Annotated in this window: 11 protein-coding genes; 4 read left to right on the top strand and 7 right to left on the bottom strand. The window is 52.2% G+C overall.

Features of this window, described 5'->3' with window-relative positions; genetic code table 11:
- Positions 1-27 precede the first annotated feature (27 nt).
- The 3 genes from GmarT_RS15320 (at position 28) to GmarT_RS15315 (ending at position 4,428) form a co-directional block, all read left to right on the top strand.
- Positions 28-3,492, top strand: coding sequence for a TM0106 family RecB-like putative nuclease (locus GmarT_RS15320; protein ID WP_002643625.1), 3,465 nt, complete (start codon positions 28-30; stop codon positions 3,490-3,492).
- Between the two features lie 105 nt (positions 3,493-3,597).
- Positions 3,598-3,735, top strand: coding sequence for a hypothetical protein (locus GmarT_RS29545; RefSeq protein WP_155367845.1), 138 nt, complete (start codon positions 3,598-3,600; stop codon positions 3,733-3,735).
- On the top strand, positions 3,736-4,428 hold the full coding sequence (locus GmarT_RS15315) for a TY-Chap2 family putative peptide chaperone (RefSeq protein ID WP_002643628.1): 693 nt from the start codon (positions 3,736-3,738) through the stop codon (positions 4,426-4,428). It begins immediately after the preceding gene.
- A 145-nt stretch (positions 4,429-4,573) separates the two neighbouring features.
- On the opposite strand, the gene mcrC is transcribed toward GmarT_RS15315, so the two are convergent.
- The 7 genes from mcrC to GmarT_RS15280 form a co-directional block, all read right to left on the bottom strand.
- Positions 4,574-5,662: a 5-methylcytosine-specific restriction endonuclease system specificity protein McrC gene (gene mcrC / locus GmarT_RS15310; protein ID WP_002643629.1), complete on the bottom strand. Its 1,089-nt coding sequence runs from the start codon at positions 5,660-5,662 to the stop codon at positions 4,574-4,576.
- On the bottom strand, positions 5,659-8,256 hold the full coding sequence (locus tag GmarT_RS15305) for a DUF8426 domain-containing protein (RefSeq protein ID WP_149302942.1): 2,598 nt from the start codon (positions 8,254-8,256) through the stop codon (positions 5,659-5,661). Before GmarT_RS15305 ends, mcrC begins: the two co-directional genes overlap by 4 nt.
- Positions 8,257-8,330: 74 nt before the next feature.
- On the bottom strand, positions 8,331-8,936 hold the full coding sequence (locus GmarT_RS15300; protein WP_002643632.1) for a hypothetical protein: 606 nt from the start codon (positions 8,934-8,936) through the stop codon (positions 8,331-8,333).
- Positions 8,933-9,664 carry an endonuclease/exonuclease/phosphatase family protein gene (locus GmarT_RS15295; protein WP_002643633.1) on the bottom strand — a complete coding sequence of 244 codons (732 nt, stop codon included), beginning with the start codon at positions 9,662-9,664 and terminating at the stop codon, positions 8,933-8,935. The genes GmarT_RS15300 and GmarT_RS15295 overlap by 4 nt, the downstream gene beginning before the upstream one ends.
- Positions 9,665-9,724: 60 nt before the next feature.
- Positions 9,725-13,264 carry a YhaN family protein gene (locus GmarT_RS15290; protein WP_002643634.1) on the bottom strand — a complete coding sequence of 1,180 codons (3,540 nt, stop codon included), beginning with the start codon at positions 13,262-13,264 and terminating at the stop codon, positions 9,725-9,727.
- Entirely contained in the window at positions 13,264-14,517 is a 1,254-nt protein-coding gene (locus GmarT_RS15285) for a metallophosphoesterase family protein (protein WP_002643635.1), read from the bottom strand. Before GmarT_RS15285 ends, GmarT_RS15290 begins: the two co-directional genes overlap by 1 nt.
- Before the next feature lie 21 nt (positions 14,518-14,538).
- Positions 14,539-14,754: a hypothetical protein gene (locus tag GmarT_RS15280; protein ID WP_002643636.1), complete on the bottom strand. Its 216-nt coding sequence runs from the start codon at positions 14,752-14,754 to the stop codon at positions 14,539-14,541.
- Between the two features lie 368 nt (positions 14,755-15,122).
- On the opposite strand from GmarT_RS15280, the gene GmarT_RS15275 reads away from it, so the two are divergent.
- The gene (locus GmarT_RS15275; RefSeq protein WP_002643637.1) at positions 15,123-16,745 is read left to right on the top strand and encodes a sigma-54 interaction domain-containing protein; all 1,623 of its coding nucleotides are present in this window, start codon (positions 15,123-15,125) and stop codon (positions 16,743-16,745) included.
- The last annotated feature ends 24 nt before the right edge of the window (positions 16,746-16,769 follow it).

Here is a 16,769-nt window from a genome sequence, read left to right as displayed (position 1 = left end):
CGTCACCCACCACATAGAAAGTCCAGCATGTTTCGTGATCCCGACTCCCGTCAGCTTTTTTACTCACCCTCCGACCTGATACGATTCATGGAGTCTCCCTACGCCAGCTGGATGCAGCGTATGCGCCTGGAACAACCCGAGAGAGTGACACCTGACGAAATGAGTGAAGAGGGGCGGCTGATTACCGATGCCGGTAATCAGTATGAGGCAAAATTTCTTGCCGGTCTTAAAGCAGATGGTCGGGATGTCTGTGAAATTCCCCGCGTCGATCGCGGGGACTGCCAGGCCACACTTCAGGCGATGCAGCAACAGCGTGAAATCATCTATCAGGGGACACTGGAATCAGCGCCTTTTCGTGGTATGACCGATTTCCTGGTACGCAGTGCTGATGCTGGCTCGCTGTACGAAGTCTGGGATACCAAACTGGCCCGCAAGGTCAAACCCTATTTTTTGATTCAGCTGTGCTGCTATTCCGAAATGCTGGAAGCCCTGCAGGGAACCCGGCCTGAGTGGATGCAGGTGGTACTTGGGAATGGTGAGCAAAAACGGTTTCGGACAGATGATTATTATTACTATTACCTGAGACTCAAACAGGCCTTTCTGCGTCAGATGGACGAATTTGATGCCGAGACGGCACCTCCGTATCCTGACCCCCGGGCTGATCATTTTGACTGGCAGTCCCATGCAGAACAGATTCTGCTGGAACACGATCATCTGTTTCAGGTGGCCGGTATTTCCAAGGGCCAGATCAAGAAGTTGAATGCAGCCGGTATTCAAACCGTTGCAGAACTGGCGCAGGCGACAGACCAGCACGTTCCGAAACTGAGCGAGGAAATTCGCTTGCGTCTGGTCGAACAGGCTGCATTACAGGTCATGACCCGCCAGAATGAGGAGTCGGCGCCGGAGGGGGCTGTTATTCAGCCAACCTATCGTATCCTGCGTCCCGACCCGCTGAACCCTGGTTCCGGGCTGACCATGCTGCCGCCTCCCTCAACGGGAGATGTGTATTTTGATATTGAGGGGTATTCACTGGTCGATGGAGGCCTGGAATATCTGCTGGGGGCAGTGACCCTGGCAGATGGGCAACCCGTATTCCATGACTGGTGGGCTCATAATGAGCGGGAAGAGCGGCGTTCCTTCGAAGCGTTTATTGACTGGGTTTATCAGCGCTGGCAGGCAGATCCCGCCATGCACGTCTATCATTATGCCCCTTATGAACAGTCGGCCCTGAAACGCCTGATGAGCCGCTACGCGACGCGGGAAGAAGAAGTCGACCAGTTACTGCGGCAGGGAGTCCTGGTCGACCTGTATCAGGTAGTTCGGAAAGGGCTGTTACTGGGGGCACGCAATTACAGTCTGAAGACAGTGGAAAAACTCTACAAGGAGAAACGGGCAGGGGATGTGCAGGATGCGGTGGGATCTATAGTGTTCTATGCCAACTGGCTGGAGCGGGGGGAATCACCCGACTGGCGGCAGTCACCCCTCCTCAAGCAGATTCGGGATTACAACGAAGAAGACTGTGTATCGACCTATGAACTGGCGGCCTGGCTGTGGGATCGTCAGCGTGAACAGGGAGTGGATTATGTCCCCGGTACCAATGGTTCCCGCCCGGCGAATGATCCTGCACAGGCAGAGCCCCCACCCCAGAATCAGGATGTTTTGGAACGTCAGCAGTTAGCCCGACAGCTCAAAGATGAGATACCTGAAACAGATAAGGAACGGGCAGAGCAACAGGATCACTGGCAGGTTCAGGAGATGCTGGCGTACCTGTTGGAATTTCATCGGCGGGAGGCCAAACCGGTCTGGTGGGCGATGTTTGACAGGGCTGACAAATCGGAGCTGGAGCTGATCGAGGAACTGGATTGCCTGGGGGGCCTGACCCTGACAGGTGAGCCGCCGGTGACAATCAAGCGTTCTCGAGGTTATCGCTACGAATTCGACCCCCAGCAGGATACGAAGCTGGCTGCCGGCAAAAAAGCATTTTTCTCGCATGATCTGAGTACCCGCGTCGAGATTCATGAATTTGATTCTGAGGGGAGTGTGGTACTCAAGATTTCTGCGGCCAAGGTAAACCAGTTGCCAGACGCAGCCATGCCCGAGCGACTGTCGCTGATCCCTGATGAATTTGTCAGCCCCGGAGCAATTGAGAGTGCCATTGGGCGGCTGGCTGAACGCTGGTCAGAGAGCCGAGACATTCCAGGGGCTTTTCACAAATTCCTGCTCCGGCAGCCTCCTCAATTGGGGAATTACCCCGGATACAGGAAATTAAGTGTCCTCAACAGTGAGGCGGACTTACTCGAAAACTGCCTGGAAGTGGTTCGCGAGATGGAAGACTCAACACTCTGCATTCAGGGACCCCCGGGAGCCGGGAAAACCTATACTGCGTCGCATATTATCACCGATTTGTTGCAGAATGGGAAAAACGTGGGGATCACTTCCAACAGCCATCAGGCCATCCTGAATGTGATGAGTGCCTGTGGTGAGCGGATGGGCGATGTGTTTGAGGGGATTAAAGTCGGCGGATCAGATGAGGAACCCCTGTTTGAGAAATATGCGGGACTGCAGCATATTCAGAGTGGCGCGGCAGCTGCCGACGTTTACCAGGGGGGACTGATTGGAGGCACGGCCTGGCTGTTCTCTCAACCCGAAATGGAGTCACGGCTGGATTATCTGTTCATTGATGAAGCAGGACAGGTTTCGATTGCCAATCTGGCCGGGATGTGTCAATCCGCACGGAATCTGGTGTTGATCGGGGATCAGATGCAGCTCGGTCAGCCGACGCAGGGGGTACACCCGGGAGAAAGCGGGCAGTCACTGCTGGAGTATCTGTTAAGGGACCATGCCGTCGTTCCTGATCAGCTGGGAATCTTTCTGGATCAGACCTGGCGGATGCATCCCGGGGTCTGTGAATTCATTTCCCAGATGGTCTATGAGGGGAATCTGAAATCTCACCCCGGAACCGCCCACCGGATCATAAAAAGTCCGGGATGGGCCGGACATTTGGGAGACAGACAGGCGGGGGTTCTGTTTTCTCCGGTAGAACATACTGGCAATACGCAGGCCAGTGATGAAGAGGTCGAGCGGATTGTGGAGTTGACGCGGGAGTTACTGGCGTGCCAGCACACTGGAGAGGACCAGAGCCTGCTGGGGACACTTCAGATCGAAGATATTCTGTATGTTGCCCCTTACAACATGCAGGTGCGAAAATTGCGTGACCGCTTGCCTGAGGGAGCCCGCGTGGGGTCGGTGGATAAATTTCAGGGACAGGAAGCACCGGTGGTGATTGTCTCGATGTGCTGCAGTGCAGGGGAGTATGGCAGTCGCGGGTTGGAGTTCGTCCTCAATAAAAACCGGCTGAATGTTGCTGTTTCCAGGGCAAAAAGCCTGGCAATCATTGTAGGAGATCCGGCGATTGCACATACCTCGGTCAATTCCACGCGGGAAATCGAGTGTGTGAACCTGTTTTGCCGACTGTTGGATGAAGCCCGCTGAAATCAGATTAACGCTATTTCCTGAGTGTGCCAACGAGGGGAAAGATGAAAACTGGGTTGCGGAAGAGCCAGGTGTAGTTAAAGAATTCAGGGAGCGGCTGATCAATTGGCATCAGTAACTGCCGATGGCACGCAAGTAGAGTTACTACAGGAAGTCTTACTGGTGCTGACACTGGTCGCCGTCGATGTTGTCGGCATCTGGAACGGGGCAGGTCAGTGCGCAGATCAAAAGGAACCCACTTAGATGAATTCAGGCAGACAATTACAGGAAATCCTTTCCTGGCGGCTGATAACCGAGTTTTGGAGACGATTTCCGGATCGTTTTTTCCTGATTGAGACACACCCCGGTGGCGGGCAGTATGACTGCCTCAGCCTCATTGAACTGGAAGCAGGTTTCTCCTCAGCTCTCAGTATCAATCGAGAGGGGAGCCTTCACTTATCATATGGATGTACTCCAGGAGTCTGGCCGGACTGGTCAGAGCGTATGGCCGTTGATCCGGGAGTCTTTCTGGATGAGTTATGCCAGTCCATAGGGGATGATGTTCCGCAGAAGCTCCCTCCATCGACACCATCAACGATCGCGTTTCGATTTATCTGTGAGTTTCTAACACACGCAACGGGGCGGCTGGACAACTGGGAATGCCGAAATGGATTCCTGGACTCATCAGGATTTGGTTGTGGGAGGCAGGATGCGTGGTTCAATTGTTTCCCAACATTGAAAAATTCAGATTACCTCAAAAGACTGGTTAAGGGAGAGTTGGACCCTGCCTATCGCTATTGGTTCCTGTTGAAGGATATGATGCCACAGCTCTGCATTGACATCGGAGGCAAGCTCTACACCCGGGGAGGGGATACACATGACCTGGCGGCGATCTATTTCCAGCATAAAAAGGTATGGCCTGTTATTGCAGAGACGGCGATTCAGCTTTTACCTTAAATGGAAAAATCGATGGATTTAACAATCAGTAGGGAAGTCGTTTTATCGAATCCATTGAGCAGTTGATTGAAAACATACCCTATGAATCGATTTCCTATCGCGCATCGGATCAGCGAGTTTGTCAGATAAGAGGACATTCTCAGGTTTAATGTTCCGGATTCTCCAAGACGGGTAGAGTAAGGCTCAGGGGATTCGGTTCCAGAATGTTCAAGAGCTGCTGGCGGATCTCCTTCCAACTGGTATTCAGATTCAGGGTTACAATGCGGATGGAATGGCCGTGAATTTCATAGTTGAGCGATAGAGATTGTCCCGTCGTGGGATAGAGCAGTATTCCTTCGATCGGACGGGAATCACCATTTTGGATATTTTTCAGATAAAAATTTTTCAGATATGCAAACAGTTGATAAAGGTTTTCGGAATGCACAGATGAGTTCCCGTGGAAGCTCTGTAAACTGTCCTTGTAGTATTTGGCATCCAGCACAATTTTACGAGTAGAGGAGTCCAGTGAGACATCGGTTCGCATGCGGGGCAGAAACTGTTGATCCTCGGGCGTGGCGTCAACGCCCTGCCAGGTAAGCAGTTCACTTTTGACTTTGAATACCGATTGCTCCTTGCGATAAAAATTGAACACGAAATTTTCAAACAGGCGGGCCATCTGTCGTTCATCCCGCAAAAAATCCCGAAATTGTGAATCGCCGGTTTCTTCGTTGATCAGGAGATTGTCATAAATCAGGCGACAGACCTGCAGCAGAAAGCCGTACCATGCGTTATTGCGGTGTAGTTGCACGTTGTTGAAATCTTTGGGAGTGAGTTTGATATCACTCACATCATGCAGACGCCGGTAGAGACGCAACAGGCGATCGCGCTGGTCCCGATCCAGTTCCCGGCAGCGCAGTAGATTGCGAAGTGTGGCTTTAATGATGCGGTTGTGGGGTACGTCGTAGCTGAAAGAATCAACCACACAATGAACCCGGCTTTTGCGGAGCAGGTTCTGTTTGATCGTCGTTGTGATATCAAATTTGCCACGCAGGCTGCTGGTCTCAATCTCTTCGGAAATATAATTCCGGTCGAGTCCCCGTTTCAGAAGGTGGGTGACGCCTGAATCCAGGACCCGGGCAAACAATTCCGCAGTCGTCTGGCAATCCTCAGGCGAGACCGAGACGATCTGCCCCTCCTGAAGTTTGTCCCAGGCATAACAGAGCAGATAGTAGATATTTTGGATAGGAATCGTCATTGGAGCAGATCCGAAATCTGTGCTTCTGCCTGGTCCAGATCATCAAACCAGTACTCGCGTAATAATGGGGCGATTTCAGTACGGATGATCGAACGGTACCAGTCCATTCCCAGTTCGTCTTCTGTTCCTTGAGGACAGAAAAAGCTATGCCCGACTTCAAAACCGGGGCCCAGGTTGGTTTTTTCTGCACGGATCTTACCGTTTAGTTGATGCATGCGATTGACCAGCAGGTCAATTATCTGGCTCTCGACTTCGTTCTTCTCCATAAAATGCCGGAATGACGCGGTTTCAAATTCAGGCTGGAGGTCAATAAAGGTAAAACGCCGACGCAGGGCATAGTCTACCATGGACAGTGAACGATCAGCCGTATTCATCATCCCTATGATATGCAGATTCTGGGGGATGAAAAAACGTTCGCTCTGGTCTTTCGCATAGGTCAGAGGGATTGAGAATTCGGAACCTCGTTTGTCCGCTTCGATCAGCATCAACAGTTCCCCAAAGATCTTGCTGAGGTTGCCTCGGTTGATTTCATCAATGATGAAAACGTAGTTTTCTGATTCATCGGCAGCGGCTTTTCCGCAGAATTGATGGAAGATGCCGTCCTGACGCTGGAAACCACCCGTTTCTTTAGGACGGTATCCCTGGATGAAATCCTCGTAGGAATAGGATTGATGAAACTGCACCATTTCGACTTTGGATTCGTCCTTGTAACCGAGCAGGGAGTAGGCCAGTCGCTTTGCAATATACGTTTTCCCGACTCCCGGTGGACCCTGCAGGATGACATTCTTTTTCCTGGCCATGGAACTCAGGATATTTTTAAAACGTTCCTCTGACAAAAAAACTCCATCCAATGCAATGTTGAGCGTGTATGGAGGAGTCTCATCGATGGCAATCGAGACGGCCTCATCTTTATGACGTGAAATTATTGGCAGTACAAAATTCATGAATCGCGGATAGTCGGTAATATCAGTCAGGGTTTTGACTGGCCATTTGGGGTTTCCCGGCAGTGCCCAGTTGCCTTCTTTCAGCCAACGCACTTTTCGAATACTTTTGTATTCTGCACGCTCAGGGGAAAAGATGTAATCAGACTCAATGACACCAAAGCCCAGTAGTTCAGTTCTTCCTTTTTTGGAGAGAACATAATCTCCCGGTTTCATTTCATGCACAAACTGAAAACAAGCATAGGAATCGTTTGTTGGAGTCGTACCATCATCGCGGTACTCACTAATTGCTTTGGAAAAATCTTCCTTTGTCTTGTACTGGCTGTAATCGCCAAGTTCATCCCAACCGATTGCAATCATGCCCTGCTGATAGCACTCTTTCCATATCCTCGATCCCTCCCCCAGCGCGATAGCCCAATATCGTTTACCGGGTTCGAGGGTGAATGTCTGATCTGTCTGGTTGATTTGGATTATGTTTTGATTGACCAGGTAGAGAAACCAGTCCAGTTCCAGGAAATCGCTCGCTCCGACTTCCTTTCGTAACTGGCAGATCGAGGACTGAAAGGTGGCAAGATCCTGACAGTCATAGCCCAGCTTCTTGAGGGCTCCTGTTGACTGAGCATTCCAGATGGCGAATTCTTGGGGATGATACAGCATCGTCAGGCCGGTTGCCCAGTTGCTTCCAAATCCGGGGACCGTCTGGATCTGTTGCGCCTTTTCCATGGAGGACAGCTCAGTGGAATTCAGGATTCGTAGTGCTGTTTTTACACGATTCAGTTTTTCGGCATCGCTCAGGTTTTTCAGGCTCGATGCGAAGACTTTACTGCCTGAACGCCAGAGATAAATCCCATGTAACTCCAGCTTATCTGAATCCAGAGCGGAGTGGACCTCAGCAATGAACTCAGGCGTGAATTGCTGATCGGAAAAGATTTGTCCGGTGATGTCCTTCCCGTCCAGCAGTGTCTGGGATTCGATATTCCAGATATCCCAATTGAATTGCTCCAGGGACATGGTCTCTCCCTGAGGAAGTAGTTTCCGAAGCTGTTCAGCCCTGTGTCTGCGAATCCGGACCCTCAACTGTTCGGCCGGATCTTTGCGAAAGTTGTTGTAAGCAGCCTGCAGTTGACTCTTAGCAGGGAAATCCAGGGACTGCTGACATCTAGTCTCTAAAGCCGCTGCTTCTTCTGGGGTCAATGGATAGTTTGTCATTTGTGCTGACTTTAGGATGGTCAGTGATTGTAGCTCTGGGTCATTGAGCAGGTCAGAACGTGAGATTGGCTGGTTGAAACGCTCTTCGATATGGAGCATGACCCGCAGTTCTTCGGTAGGTTTCTGATTTACCTGGTGGAATTTCAGCTCTTCGGGTGGTTCTTTCATTAGTTGTGGATCTGATAAGACAGTTCCTTGTGCGATGATTCCCGCTTGCTTACCTGAAACCCAGAGATAGACTTGATCTCCCTCACGAATCTTATTTTTGTGTTGATTGACCGACCAGCAGAAATGATCAAGATGCTTTAGTGCTTCGACGATATCATAATATTTCGGGTTTGCCTGGAAAATCCATGCCTGTCTGTGCGCGGGTCTTGGCACTGCAGCATCTTGTATTACTTCTGACTCTTTGAGATCTTGTGAAGGATCGTGGGGCTGATTCATGAATTTACTTCTATCAATGTTCAAGATGTATCAGGATTTGGTTGGTGAAAAAGGTCGGAGCAGGAGCAAGTCTACTATAGTTCTTTTTGATCTGACATGCGTTCCAGAATCTCACTATAGATGGTTTCGTAACTGGCCTGGATCGGGTTTAGTTTTAACAGGCTTGATAAACCAAGCGTTGACTGCCGGCCCAGTCGGTCATTCAATTCGCTGGTTTGTATAATGTAGAAATCCCATTGTGACACATTCAATGGATCGACACTGGCTTTATCCTTGTGTTTTAATACACAAAATACATAGATGTCAGCCTGTCGTTTCGACTGGGGGGAGTAAGTGTTATTGGTGGCATTCCAACCCAGGCTGGGTTTGATGGAAAACTGAATGGTTGAGTAGTCCTGTTGGGACCAGCTTTGTATATAGGCGGCGGATTTGACTTCTACTGTGACTCCCTCTGCTGTTACCAGATCGTAAGCATCCCATTCCTGTCGGGGTTGCTGATCACAACCGAGGGCGGTGGCCACGAGGTATTCTGCCAGAACCCCGCGGAGTGCGTTATTGACCAGGTCGGAACTGGTCCACTGCCAGAAATTAAGTAATGTTCGCGGTAAGGCCTGTCCGTCACAGTGGAAAGGTTCTGTACCGGATTTCAGGCTGACATTGAGGGGACCCATTGGATTCATGATGGTGTGCCTGCCCCCATTTCAAGTGACTGCTGTTGAAGGCAACCGGCGACCCCAAAGTGATCAGACAGCCTGACGCCCTCGGTTGAAACACGATCCAAAACGGTCAAACCATTAAACTGCAGATCTGAAGTTGTTGCCATGTGGTCGATGAGTTGTGCTCCCTCAGGGCCCAGGTTGCCTGACGTATGGACTGTCAGACCAAGGGAAAGGACTGCATTCATTTTTTCGTAAGCATACTTAGGCTGACGCGAGCGCGGCAGACGCTGGTTGAAATCACCAGTGATGGCCAGAGGAACCTGCTGATCCAGTTCGGTCAGGAGCTGTTGTAAGGCATCCAGGTAGAGCAGGTGGTCTTCCCAGTTCTTGCGGTCTTTGCGTCCCGAGCTGACATGGGCGGCATTCCAGGGGATGCAGACCCCCAGCATGCGGACTCCCCGGGTAATCCCGCTGACGATGCGCCCCAAGGGAAAATTCAGCTGCTCATGCTGTGAAACTTCATTCCAAGGGTGTTTGCTCCACAGGATCACTTTGCGTCGCCCCGGTTTGATGGGATAACCATAGTCGGGGGAGGACTCGATCACATGTCCGTCACGCGGGAGCAGGCCCGCCTGGGCTTCGGTCAGGCAGATCAGCTCCGGTTGTTGCTGCTGGATCAGTTCGGAAAGTAGCAGTCCCCGTTTCGAACCGGGGACTGCCCATTGGGTATTCCAGACGACAGTTTTCATGTTGGGATATTACTTTCCAAGTTTCTGTATAGGATGTTCTGACAGCTTTCCTGTGATCTGTCAGCCGGTGAAAGTCAGTTCGTGGAGATTGGTCACGTGCAGATTCTCGTCAGACAGGTTTTCTTCAGCGATTTTGACCAGGTGTGCGTGATGCGTGAAAAACAGGACCTGGGTCTGCCGGGCGAGATCAGAGAGAACCTTAAGGGTGGCAACGGCACGTTCGTCATCAAAATTCAGCAGGATATCATCGACAATCAGGGGAAGGGGCTCATGATGTTCCAGCCAGGTTTCCAGGCTGGCCAGCCTGAGTGCCAGATAGAGCTGGTCGCAGGTGCCGTCGCTCATTTGTATCACTTGGATTAAATCGTTGTTGCGCACCGCGGCCAGGACCGGTTGAGCCTTCTCGTCAAAATCGACTTTCAGCCCCTGGTAAGCGTTCATTGTAATTTCGCAGAAGATTTCACTGGCCCGCTTCAGGACCGGTCCTTCATTTTTCTGTCGGTACCGATCGATGCCTTCGTTGAGCAGGCTTGAGGCTAGCTTCAGGACTACATAATCATGCACCTGTTCTTCCAGGCGGGCAGTCACGCTTTCGCATTCGGCCGCTTTTTCTGCAGCCTGGGCACTGCCATCGATTTTGGCCAGCTCGCTGGTCTCGCTCACAATCTGCCCGATCAGTACATCTCGTTCCTGGTTCAGCTGGTTCAGATCGTTTTCCAGTTCTGCCATCCGCGGGGGAAGAGTGTCTGCTTCCTTGGCTTCCAGCTCTACCTCAGCCAGGAATTCTTCGAAGACGCTGCCACTGCTCTGCAGCAGGATTTGTTCCTGCAGAGCACGGCTCGTCTGTTCCAGCTGTTGCCGTTTTTGAGATTGCTCGACGGCCTGTGACAAGTTCTTATGGTTATCACAGCCGGCCTGGCGACACATTTCCGTCAGGGCTGTGTTCAGGCGGGAGAGTGAGCTCCTGGCCTCTTCACATTCATGCTCAAGTTCCCGTTCCTGCTGTAGCAGACCGGTCTGCTTTTCCTCGGTCAGACGCGCTGCCTTCAGCTCACCATCCAGTTTATTGACGGCTTCAGAAAGGGGCAGGGATTCCAGCTCCGGGTCTATACGCTGGATCAACTCTCGGGTTCGCAGTGAAAATTCCTCCGCTTCACGCTGGATATCATCAATCCGGATTCGCAACTGTTCCACCTTCTGAAATTTGCTCATTAAGTCATTGATGTCAGCAAGAACCTGATTCGCCTGGGCGGGTAACGCTTCGGCATCCAGCCCGATTTCCTGCACGGCCTTTTCCCAGTTGGACTTCCATGTTTGCAGCTCATCCTGTGCCTGGCTGGCCTGGGACAGGGAATCGCACAGCTGTTTTTGCAGTGAGTCCCGTTCCTCCTCGTATTGTTCCCGCTGGTTTTCCAGTTTCTGGTAATGCTGACAGCGCTCATCGGCAATCTCCAGCAGCTCTTTGAGCGACCGCTGCTCACACTTCAAATCAGGTTCTGTCTCTGTCAGGACTGTGGTGAGCTCTGTTCGGGATGTGGCGACTGTCTGGATTTGTTCATCGATGGCAGAGCGTTTCAGACGAATCTCTTTCGACAGAACGCAGCATGCTTCCTGCTGACGCAACCAGTCACTCATCTCCTTGGGAGAGCGAGGGTTGATTTGCAGACCGGTCCAGAGTTCCTGCCAGCGTTCTTCGCTTGCCTGTTGTCGCTGCTGCAGCTCTGCGATCTCTTCCAGTAATGTGGCTTCCCCTGCTAGATTCCGCTCGCGTTGTTGCAGTAACTGGGCCTTGGTGGCAACGCGATCGGCATCAGAACGCAGCTGGTCGGCAACCTGGTCCGCATGTTCCACGCTTTGATGGTAGGCTTTGGACAGGTGGTCCTTGCCGGGGAACTGGTCCAGGAATTCTGCCTGAGCCGCAGCATCCTCCTCATTTTTCTGCCAGGCATCCAGGACCAGCTGCCAGCCTTGCTCGCGGAGCTGGCGTTTTTCAGTCAGTTCTGCGTCAGTGGGGACGCTTTGCCCCAGTTCCAGTTGTTCCAGCCGGGTTTCAATGGACTCCTGATCCTGGCGCTGCTGCTGTAAATTCTGCTGGAGCGATCCCAGCTGACGTTCCTGTTCCCGGAATTCCTCGGCAAATTGATCAACGGTGGTCGAGGAAGGGACCGCCAGCAGTTCAATTTCAGCAAACGCTCCCTTCCAGAGGGGAAGTTGCTGTAACCGGACTTCCGCTTCTTGTTCGAGTTCCCGCAGTTCGCTTTGCGATGTCTGCAGGAGCTTCTCCAGATCCCCCTGCTGCTGGATCAATTTGAGTTTCTGCTGCAGCAGTCGGTAATCGGGTAAATCCTGAAGTGACTGGAGTTTTTCAACGATCTGCGACCGTTCAAGGTTGATGCGTTCGCTTTCCCTCAGGGTAGATCGCTCCCGTTCGACTACCCCCTCTTTCTGCGTGCCCAGAGTCTGGATGAGAATGGTCTTGTCCGAAGTCAACCTCAGGCTTTCAATCTCCGACAATTCAGGAGGACGCCCCAGTTTCTGCAGCAGTTCATGCACATCATTCTCTGCTAAGTTTCGTGCCGTGGTCAGGCGAGGTAAATCCGCTTTGGCTTTCAGGTAACTGCCCAGTTCGTTGCGGGCCGTTTCGATCGCCGTTGCTTCCTGGATGATTTGTTCTGGGACCACGGTCAGCTTCAATTTTGCCAGAATCTGCTGGTGACGTTCTGCGAGATTCGCTTGCTGCTGCCGCGCTGTTTCGAAATCGATGATGGTTTGACGGTACGTTTCGGAAAATACCTGATCCAGCAGGGGGACCTGCCGGACGGCTTCCCATTCCGCTTGCGCCTGTTTCCAGCGTCCCACGATAGGGATCGTATTCCTGATCCGGGAGAGGCGATTGAATTCACTCTGTTTCTCGCGTATAGCCTGATCACACCGTCCCTGCTGTGCTCTGGCTGTCTGGAGGGCTTCGTCATGTTTCTTCCATGATTCCAGTGGTACCTGGGATTCTTTGACGGAATTCTGCAAATCCCGAAGTTGATTGGCACTTTCAGCGATGTAGCCGCTGCGGCCCGTGGGTTTGAGTAACTGTTCGGTCTCCTGGGTGAGCGTGGACTGCACATCCTGAAGATTGGCAACTCCAGCCCCCGCGGCGAACAGCAGTTTCCCGATTTCTCCCTCGCCTGCGAGGATCTGGGCTCCCCCTTGGCGTAATCGTGCGTGATCGATACCGAACATCAACTCAAACAGCGTGCGGTCGATGTTTCCGAGGAATGCCTGGAGCAGGGATTCATCAACCGGATTCTGATCGTCTTCACACCGTAGAGTCTTCTGATTACCTTTGCGGCGGATGATCTGCAGTCGTTGACCTTCGCTGCCCTCCAGTTCGGCTCCAATCCGTAATTTGCTGTATTGATGGATGAAGTTATCATTGGAGCGGCCGGGGATTTCAAATAAGAAATCCGTGATGGCACGCAGGGTCGAACTCTTGCCTGCTTCGTTGGGACCATAAATCAGATGCAGTCCCTGGGCTGGTTGGGACAGGTCCAGGCATTGATCTGTGAACGGGCCAAAGGCACGCAGATCCAGTTTCAGAAATTTCATTACTGGTCTCCCCTTCCTGTGAGTCGGCTCATTAACACCGATTCTGCTTCCGTGAGCAGTTCATTCAGCCATGCCTGATCGTTCAGCCGGAGTGCCGAATTCCTGACGTTGGCAGGCAGTTTCTGGTTCAGCTTACTGAAATCACAACCTAGTTCTGCCAGCAGCAACGGGTTGGCTTTGACCTGAGCGAATACCTGGTGGATTTCTCCCAGAGCATCGTCAGAGATTTCCGTGTTGCCGGATGCAGGATCAGACGTGTTGATTTTGATTTTTTCAATCCAGATCTCACCCCCACCGACATCCAGGGCACGTACGCGGATCTCGGCAATCAGCTGATGCCGCCGGGCGAGCAGTTCGTTGTGAGCAGGGCAAGCCCCCTGGAGATCGATCCGGAGTGCCAGGGTTCTGCCTTCCGCCTGGCCAAACAGGGTTTCCATCGTGGTCGAGACCCGCTCCAGTGCCTCTTCAAGGGAACGGGCACCATCAAGGTCAACGATTGCCCGTTCCCACCGTAAGATATCCAGGGCACGGAATTCCGTGCGAAGACGTCGCTCATCGTCCACGGTAACCAACAGGCAGCCCTTGGGGCCGGTCTCGCGGATGTGACGTCCCTGGATGTTCCCGGAAAACGCAATTAAAGGATCTTCGCACAGGATTTCCCGTTTATGGATATGTCCCAGTGCCCAGTAGTCATAGTTGTGTATCTTGAGGTCTTCCAGGGTACAGGGGGCATATCGTTCATGACCTTCACTCCCGGTGGCGCAGGTGTGCAACACTCCGATATTGAAACAGCCGGAGTGGGCTGCCGGGTAGTTCTGTGCGAGGTTATCGTAAACCGCTGCGGTCGCAAAACTCTGACCGTGGATGGCGACATCCAGTTCCGGGATCAGTTTTGTCTCTGCCTGGGTGGGAGAAAAAAAGGTGACGTTTTCCGGCAACTGCAGGCTGCGGGTGATCCGGTTGGCGGCATCATGATTCCCGGAGATCAGGTAGAGGGGAATCCCGGCATCACGGAGCCGCTGTGCCTGACGTATGAAAAACAGGCCTGTGTTAAAATCCCGCCAGTCTCCATCGTAAAGGTCCCCCGCAATCAGGACGAAGGCGACGCTTTCGTCAATGGCCAAATCTACAAGATTGACGAGCGCCTCACGAGGGGCGGTGCGGATGATCTCGACAGGAGCTCCCTCGTATTGTTCCAGTCCTTTGAGTGGACTGTCGAGGTGGATGTCGGCGGCGTGGATAAATCGAAACATTTGGTTGTACTTTCTTGGGGTTTACTCAGTCGGTCGCTGGTATTTCACGCTGCCTTCGGCCCAGTTCACATCAAATACGCCGCTACACTCACAGCAGGCAAAGCTATCTTCCCCCATTGGATCGTTGACGGGGACGGTCAATAGTACGCGGCAGTAGGGGCATTCGAGCTCTGTTTCTCCGGTCAGTGATCCCGGAAAGCAGAGTTCGAAGTTGATCAGGTCATCGGGGTCGAACATGTTTTTGTCTATTCTGATAATTTACTCAGATCAGGATCTGAACAAGGTTGTTCTCTGAGATCTCAAACTACTCAACCTCAACAGGGAATACAATCAATACCCCTGACGTAGGTCGCCTCAAGGAAGGCCGGAGAGCGCCTCTTGTGAAAAGGCTGTATTAAATTCAAGATTCTGTGTAACTCTGGTTCCAGATGCACTTCTGATGCCAGAATGATAAAAATGGATTCCGAGAGTCTCTTTGTTATCAGTCAGACACGGCCAGATGTTTTCTCGGTTGGATTGAAGTGAGTTGGTTTGCGATTTTTGTACACTCTCTGTACAATCAAATTTGTGATTCCACAAATGCATCAGTGACGGACAGCAAAGATATGGCAGCAAAGAGACGTATCCTGGTTCAATGGATCGGCCACAGTGACTTCAGAGCACTGGCGACCGCCGCGTCTCCTGCACGGCAGAAAATAATACAGGATCAGCTCAAGGGAGCACCTGCTGAGCCCGGTGATTTGGGCCCTACGAAAACGCTCATCCAGGCACAGGGCTTTGATGAAATCCGGCTGCTGAGTACCTATGACCGGCAGTGGAACAAATGGTATCAGCAGTGGCTGGGCACCTCTGTCAACTGGATCCCCGTCGAACTGCATCAACCGACCGATTATGCCAGAATATTTGAGATCGTCGACCGGGAACTGGCAGAGATCAAACAGTCCAGGGACTGGTCGGAGACCGAGCTTTGTCTGCACTTGAGTCCAGGGACGCCGGCCATGTCCGCGGTGTTACTTCTGCTGGGGAAAACCCGCTATCCTGCCACATTCTATGAAACAGCGCGTGACGGGCGTGTCTGGGCGACTGATATCCCCTTTGATCTGATTGATGTACTTCCCGAAGTGCTTCGCAATCCGGACGCGCATCTGCAGCACCTGGCTTCCCGGGCTCCCGCAGAGATCGAAGGTTTTGAAGATATTGCCGGTGACAGCCGGGCGATCCGGGAAGCAGTGGGACGCGCCCAACGTGCTGCAATCCGCAATGTTTCAGTTCTCCTGGTAGGAGAAAGCGGAACCGGTAAAGAGATGTTCGCCCAGGCGATTCACAAGGCAAGTCAGCGTCGCCATCAGGAACTTAAAACTGTCAATTGTGCGGCACTTTCCAAGAGTCTGCTCGAATCCGAACTGTTCGGTCATTGCAAAGGGGCCTTTACAGGGGCGGAACAGGCCAGGGCAGGTTTGTTCGAGGCTGCTGATGGAGGAACGCTGTTCCTGGATGAAATCGGGGAGTGTGATCTGGAAACACAGGCCAAACTGCTGCGGGTACTGCAACCTGTCACGGGAAAAGGGGCTTCTGTGCGGCGGGTCTGCCGCCTGGGAGAGAATGATGAACGCACCGTGGACGTCCGGATCATAGCTGCCACTAACAAAGACCTGTTTTCGGCGATGGAAGCCGGCGAATTTCGGGAAGACCTTTATTTTCGCCTGGCCGCAATCTCCATTAACTTACCCCCGCTGCGGGACCGAAAGTCTGATATTCCCAAAATCGCAGAGCGATTACTGGGCATGCTTAATCGGCAGTTCGCCGCGGAAGAACCGGGGTATCAACACAAATCCCTTTCTGGTTCCGCAATTTCATTTGTGAAATCCCAGCCCTGGCCGGGGAATGTGCGGCAGCTATATAACGCCCTGATGCAGGCCGCGATTCTGTCCGAGGGAACAGAGATTGGAAAAAAGGAACTGGCTGCTTCCATAGCTGATTTTCCTGGGACTAAAAATGGCCGGAACTCGATCTTGGATCGTCCGCTGGGAGACGGCTTTGACCTGGAGGAACATCTGAATGAAATCCATTGTAGGTACTTACAACGTGCTATGGATGAGGCGCATGGAGTAAAGGCAAAAGCAGCCCGCCTGCTGGGAATGGGTAGTTATCAGACACTCGATGCGCAGCTCAAGCGGCTGGGGGTATCACAAAAAACAGCGAATGAAAGCAGGGCCAAATCAGAGTGAGATGATTCTTGGCATGCTTCTTGC

The sequence above is a fragment of the Gimesia maris genome, assembly GCF_008298035.1.
GTDB lineage: Bacteria > Planctomycetota > Planctomycetia > Planctomycetales > Planctomycetaceae > Gimesia > Gimesia maris.
The sequence above is the reverse complement of the archived record's forward strand: the minus strand, read 5'-3'. Positions and strand labels throughout refer to the sequence as shown.

Bases quoted from the DNA above. Each gene is read 5' to 3' on its own strand.
- mcrC (WP_002643629.1), bottom strand. From the start codon at position 5,662: ATGACGATTCCTATCCAAAATATCTACTATCTGCTCTGTTATGCCTGG.
- GmarT_RS15315 (WP_002643628.1), top strand. From the start codon at position 3,736: ATGAATTCAGGCAGACAATTACAGGAAATCCTTTCCTGGCGGCTGATA.
- GmarT_RS15290 (WP_002643634.1), bottom strand. From the start codon at position 13,264: ATGAAATTTCTGAAACTGGATCTGCGTGCCTTTGGCCCGTTCACAGAT.
- GmarT_RS15305 (WP_149302942.1), bottom strand. From the start codon at position 8,256: ATGAATCAGCCCCACGATCCTTCACAAGATCTCAAAGAGTCAGAAGTA.
- GmarT_RS15275 (WP_002643637.1), top strand. From the start codon at position 15,123: ATGGCAGCAAAGAGACGTATCCTGGTTCAATGGATCGGCCACAGTGAC.
- GmarT_RS15320 (WP_002643625.1), top strand. From the start codon at position 28: ATGTTTCGTGATCCCGACTCCCGTCAGCTTTTTTACTCACCCTCCGAC.
- GmarT_RS15280 (WP_002643636.1), bottom strand. From the start codon at position 14,754: ATGTTCGACCCCGATGACCTGATCAACTTCGAACTCTGCTTTCCGGGA.
- GmarT_RS15285 (WP_002643635.1), bottom strand. From the start codon at position 14,517: ATGTTTCGATTTATCCACGCCGCCGACATCCACCTCGACAGTCCACTC.
- GmarT_RS15295 (WP_002643633.1), bottom strand. From the start codon at position 9,664: ATGAAAACTGTCGTCTGGAATACCCAATGGGCAGTCCCCGGTTCGAAA.
- GmarT_RS15300 (WP_002643632.1), bottom strand. From the start codon at position 8,936: ATGAATCCAATGGGTCCCCTCAATGTCAGCCTGAAATCCGGTACAGAA.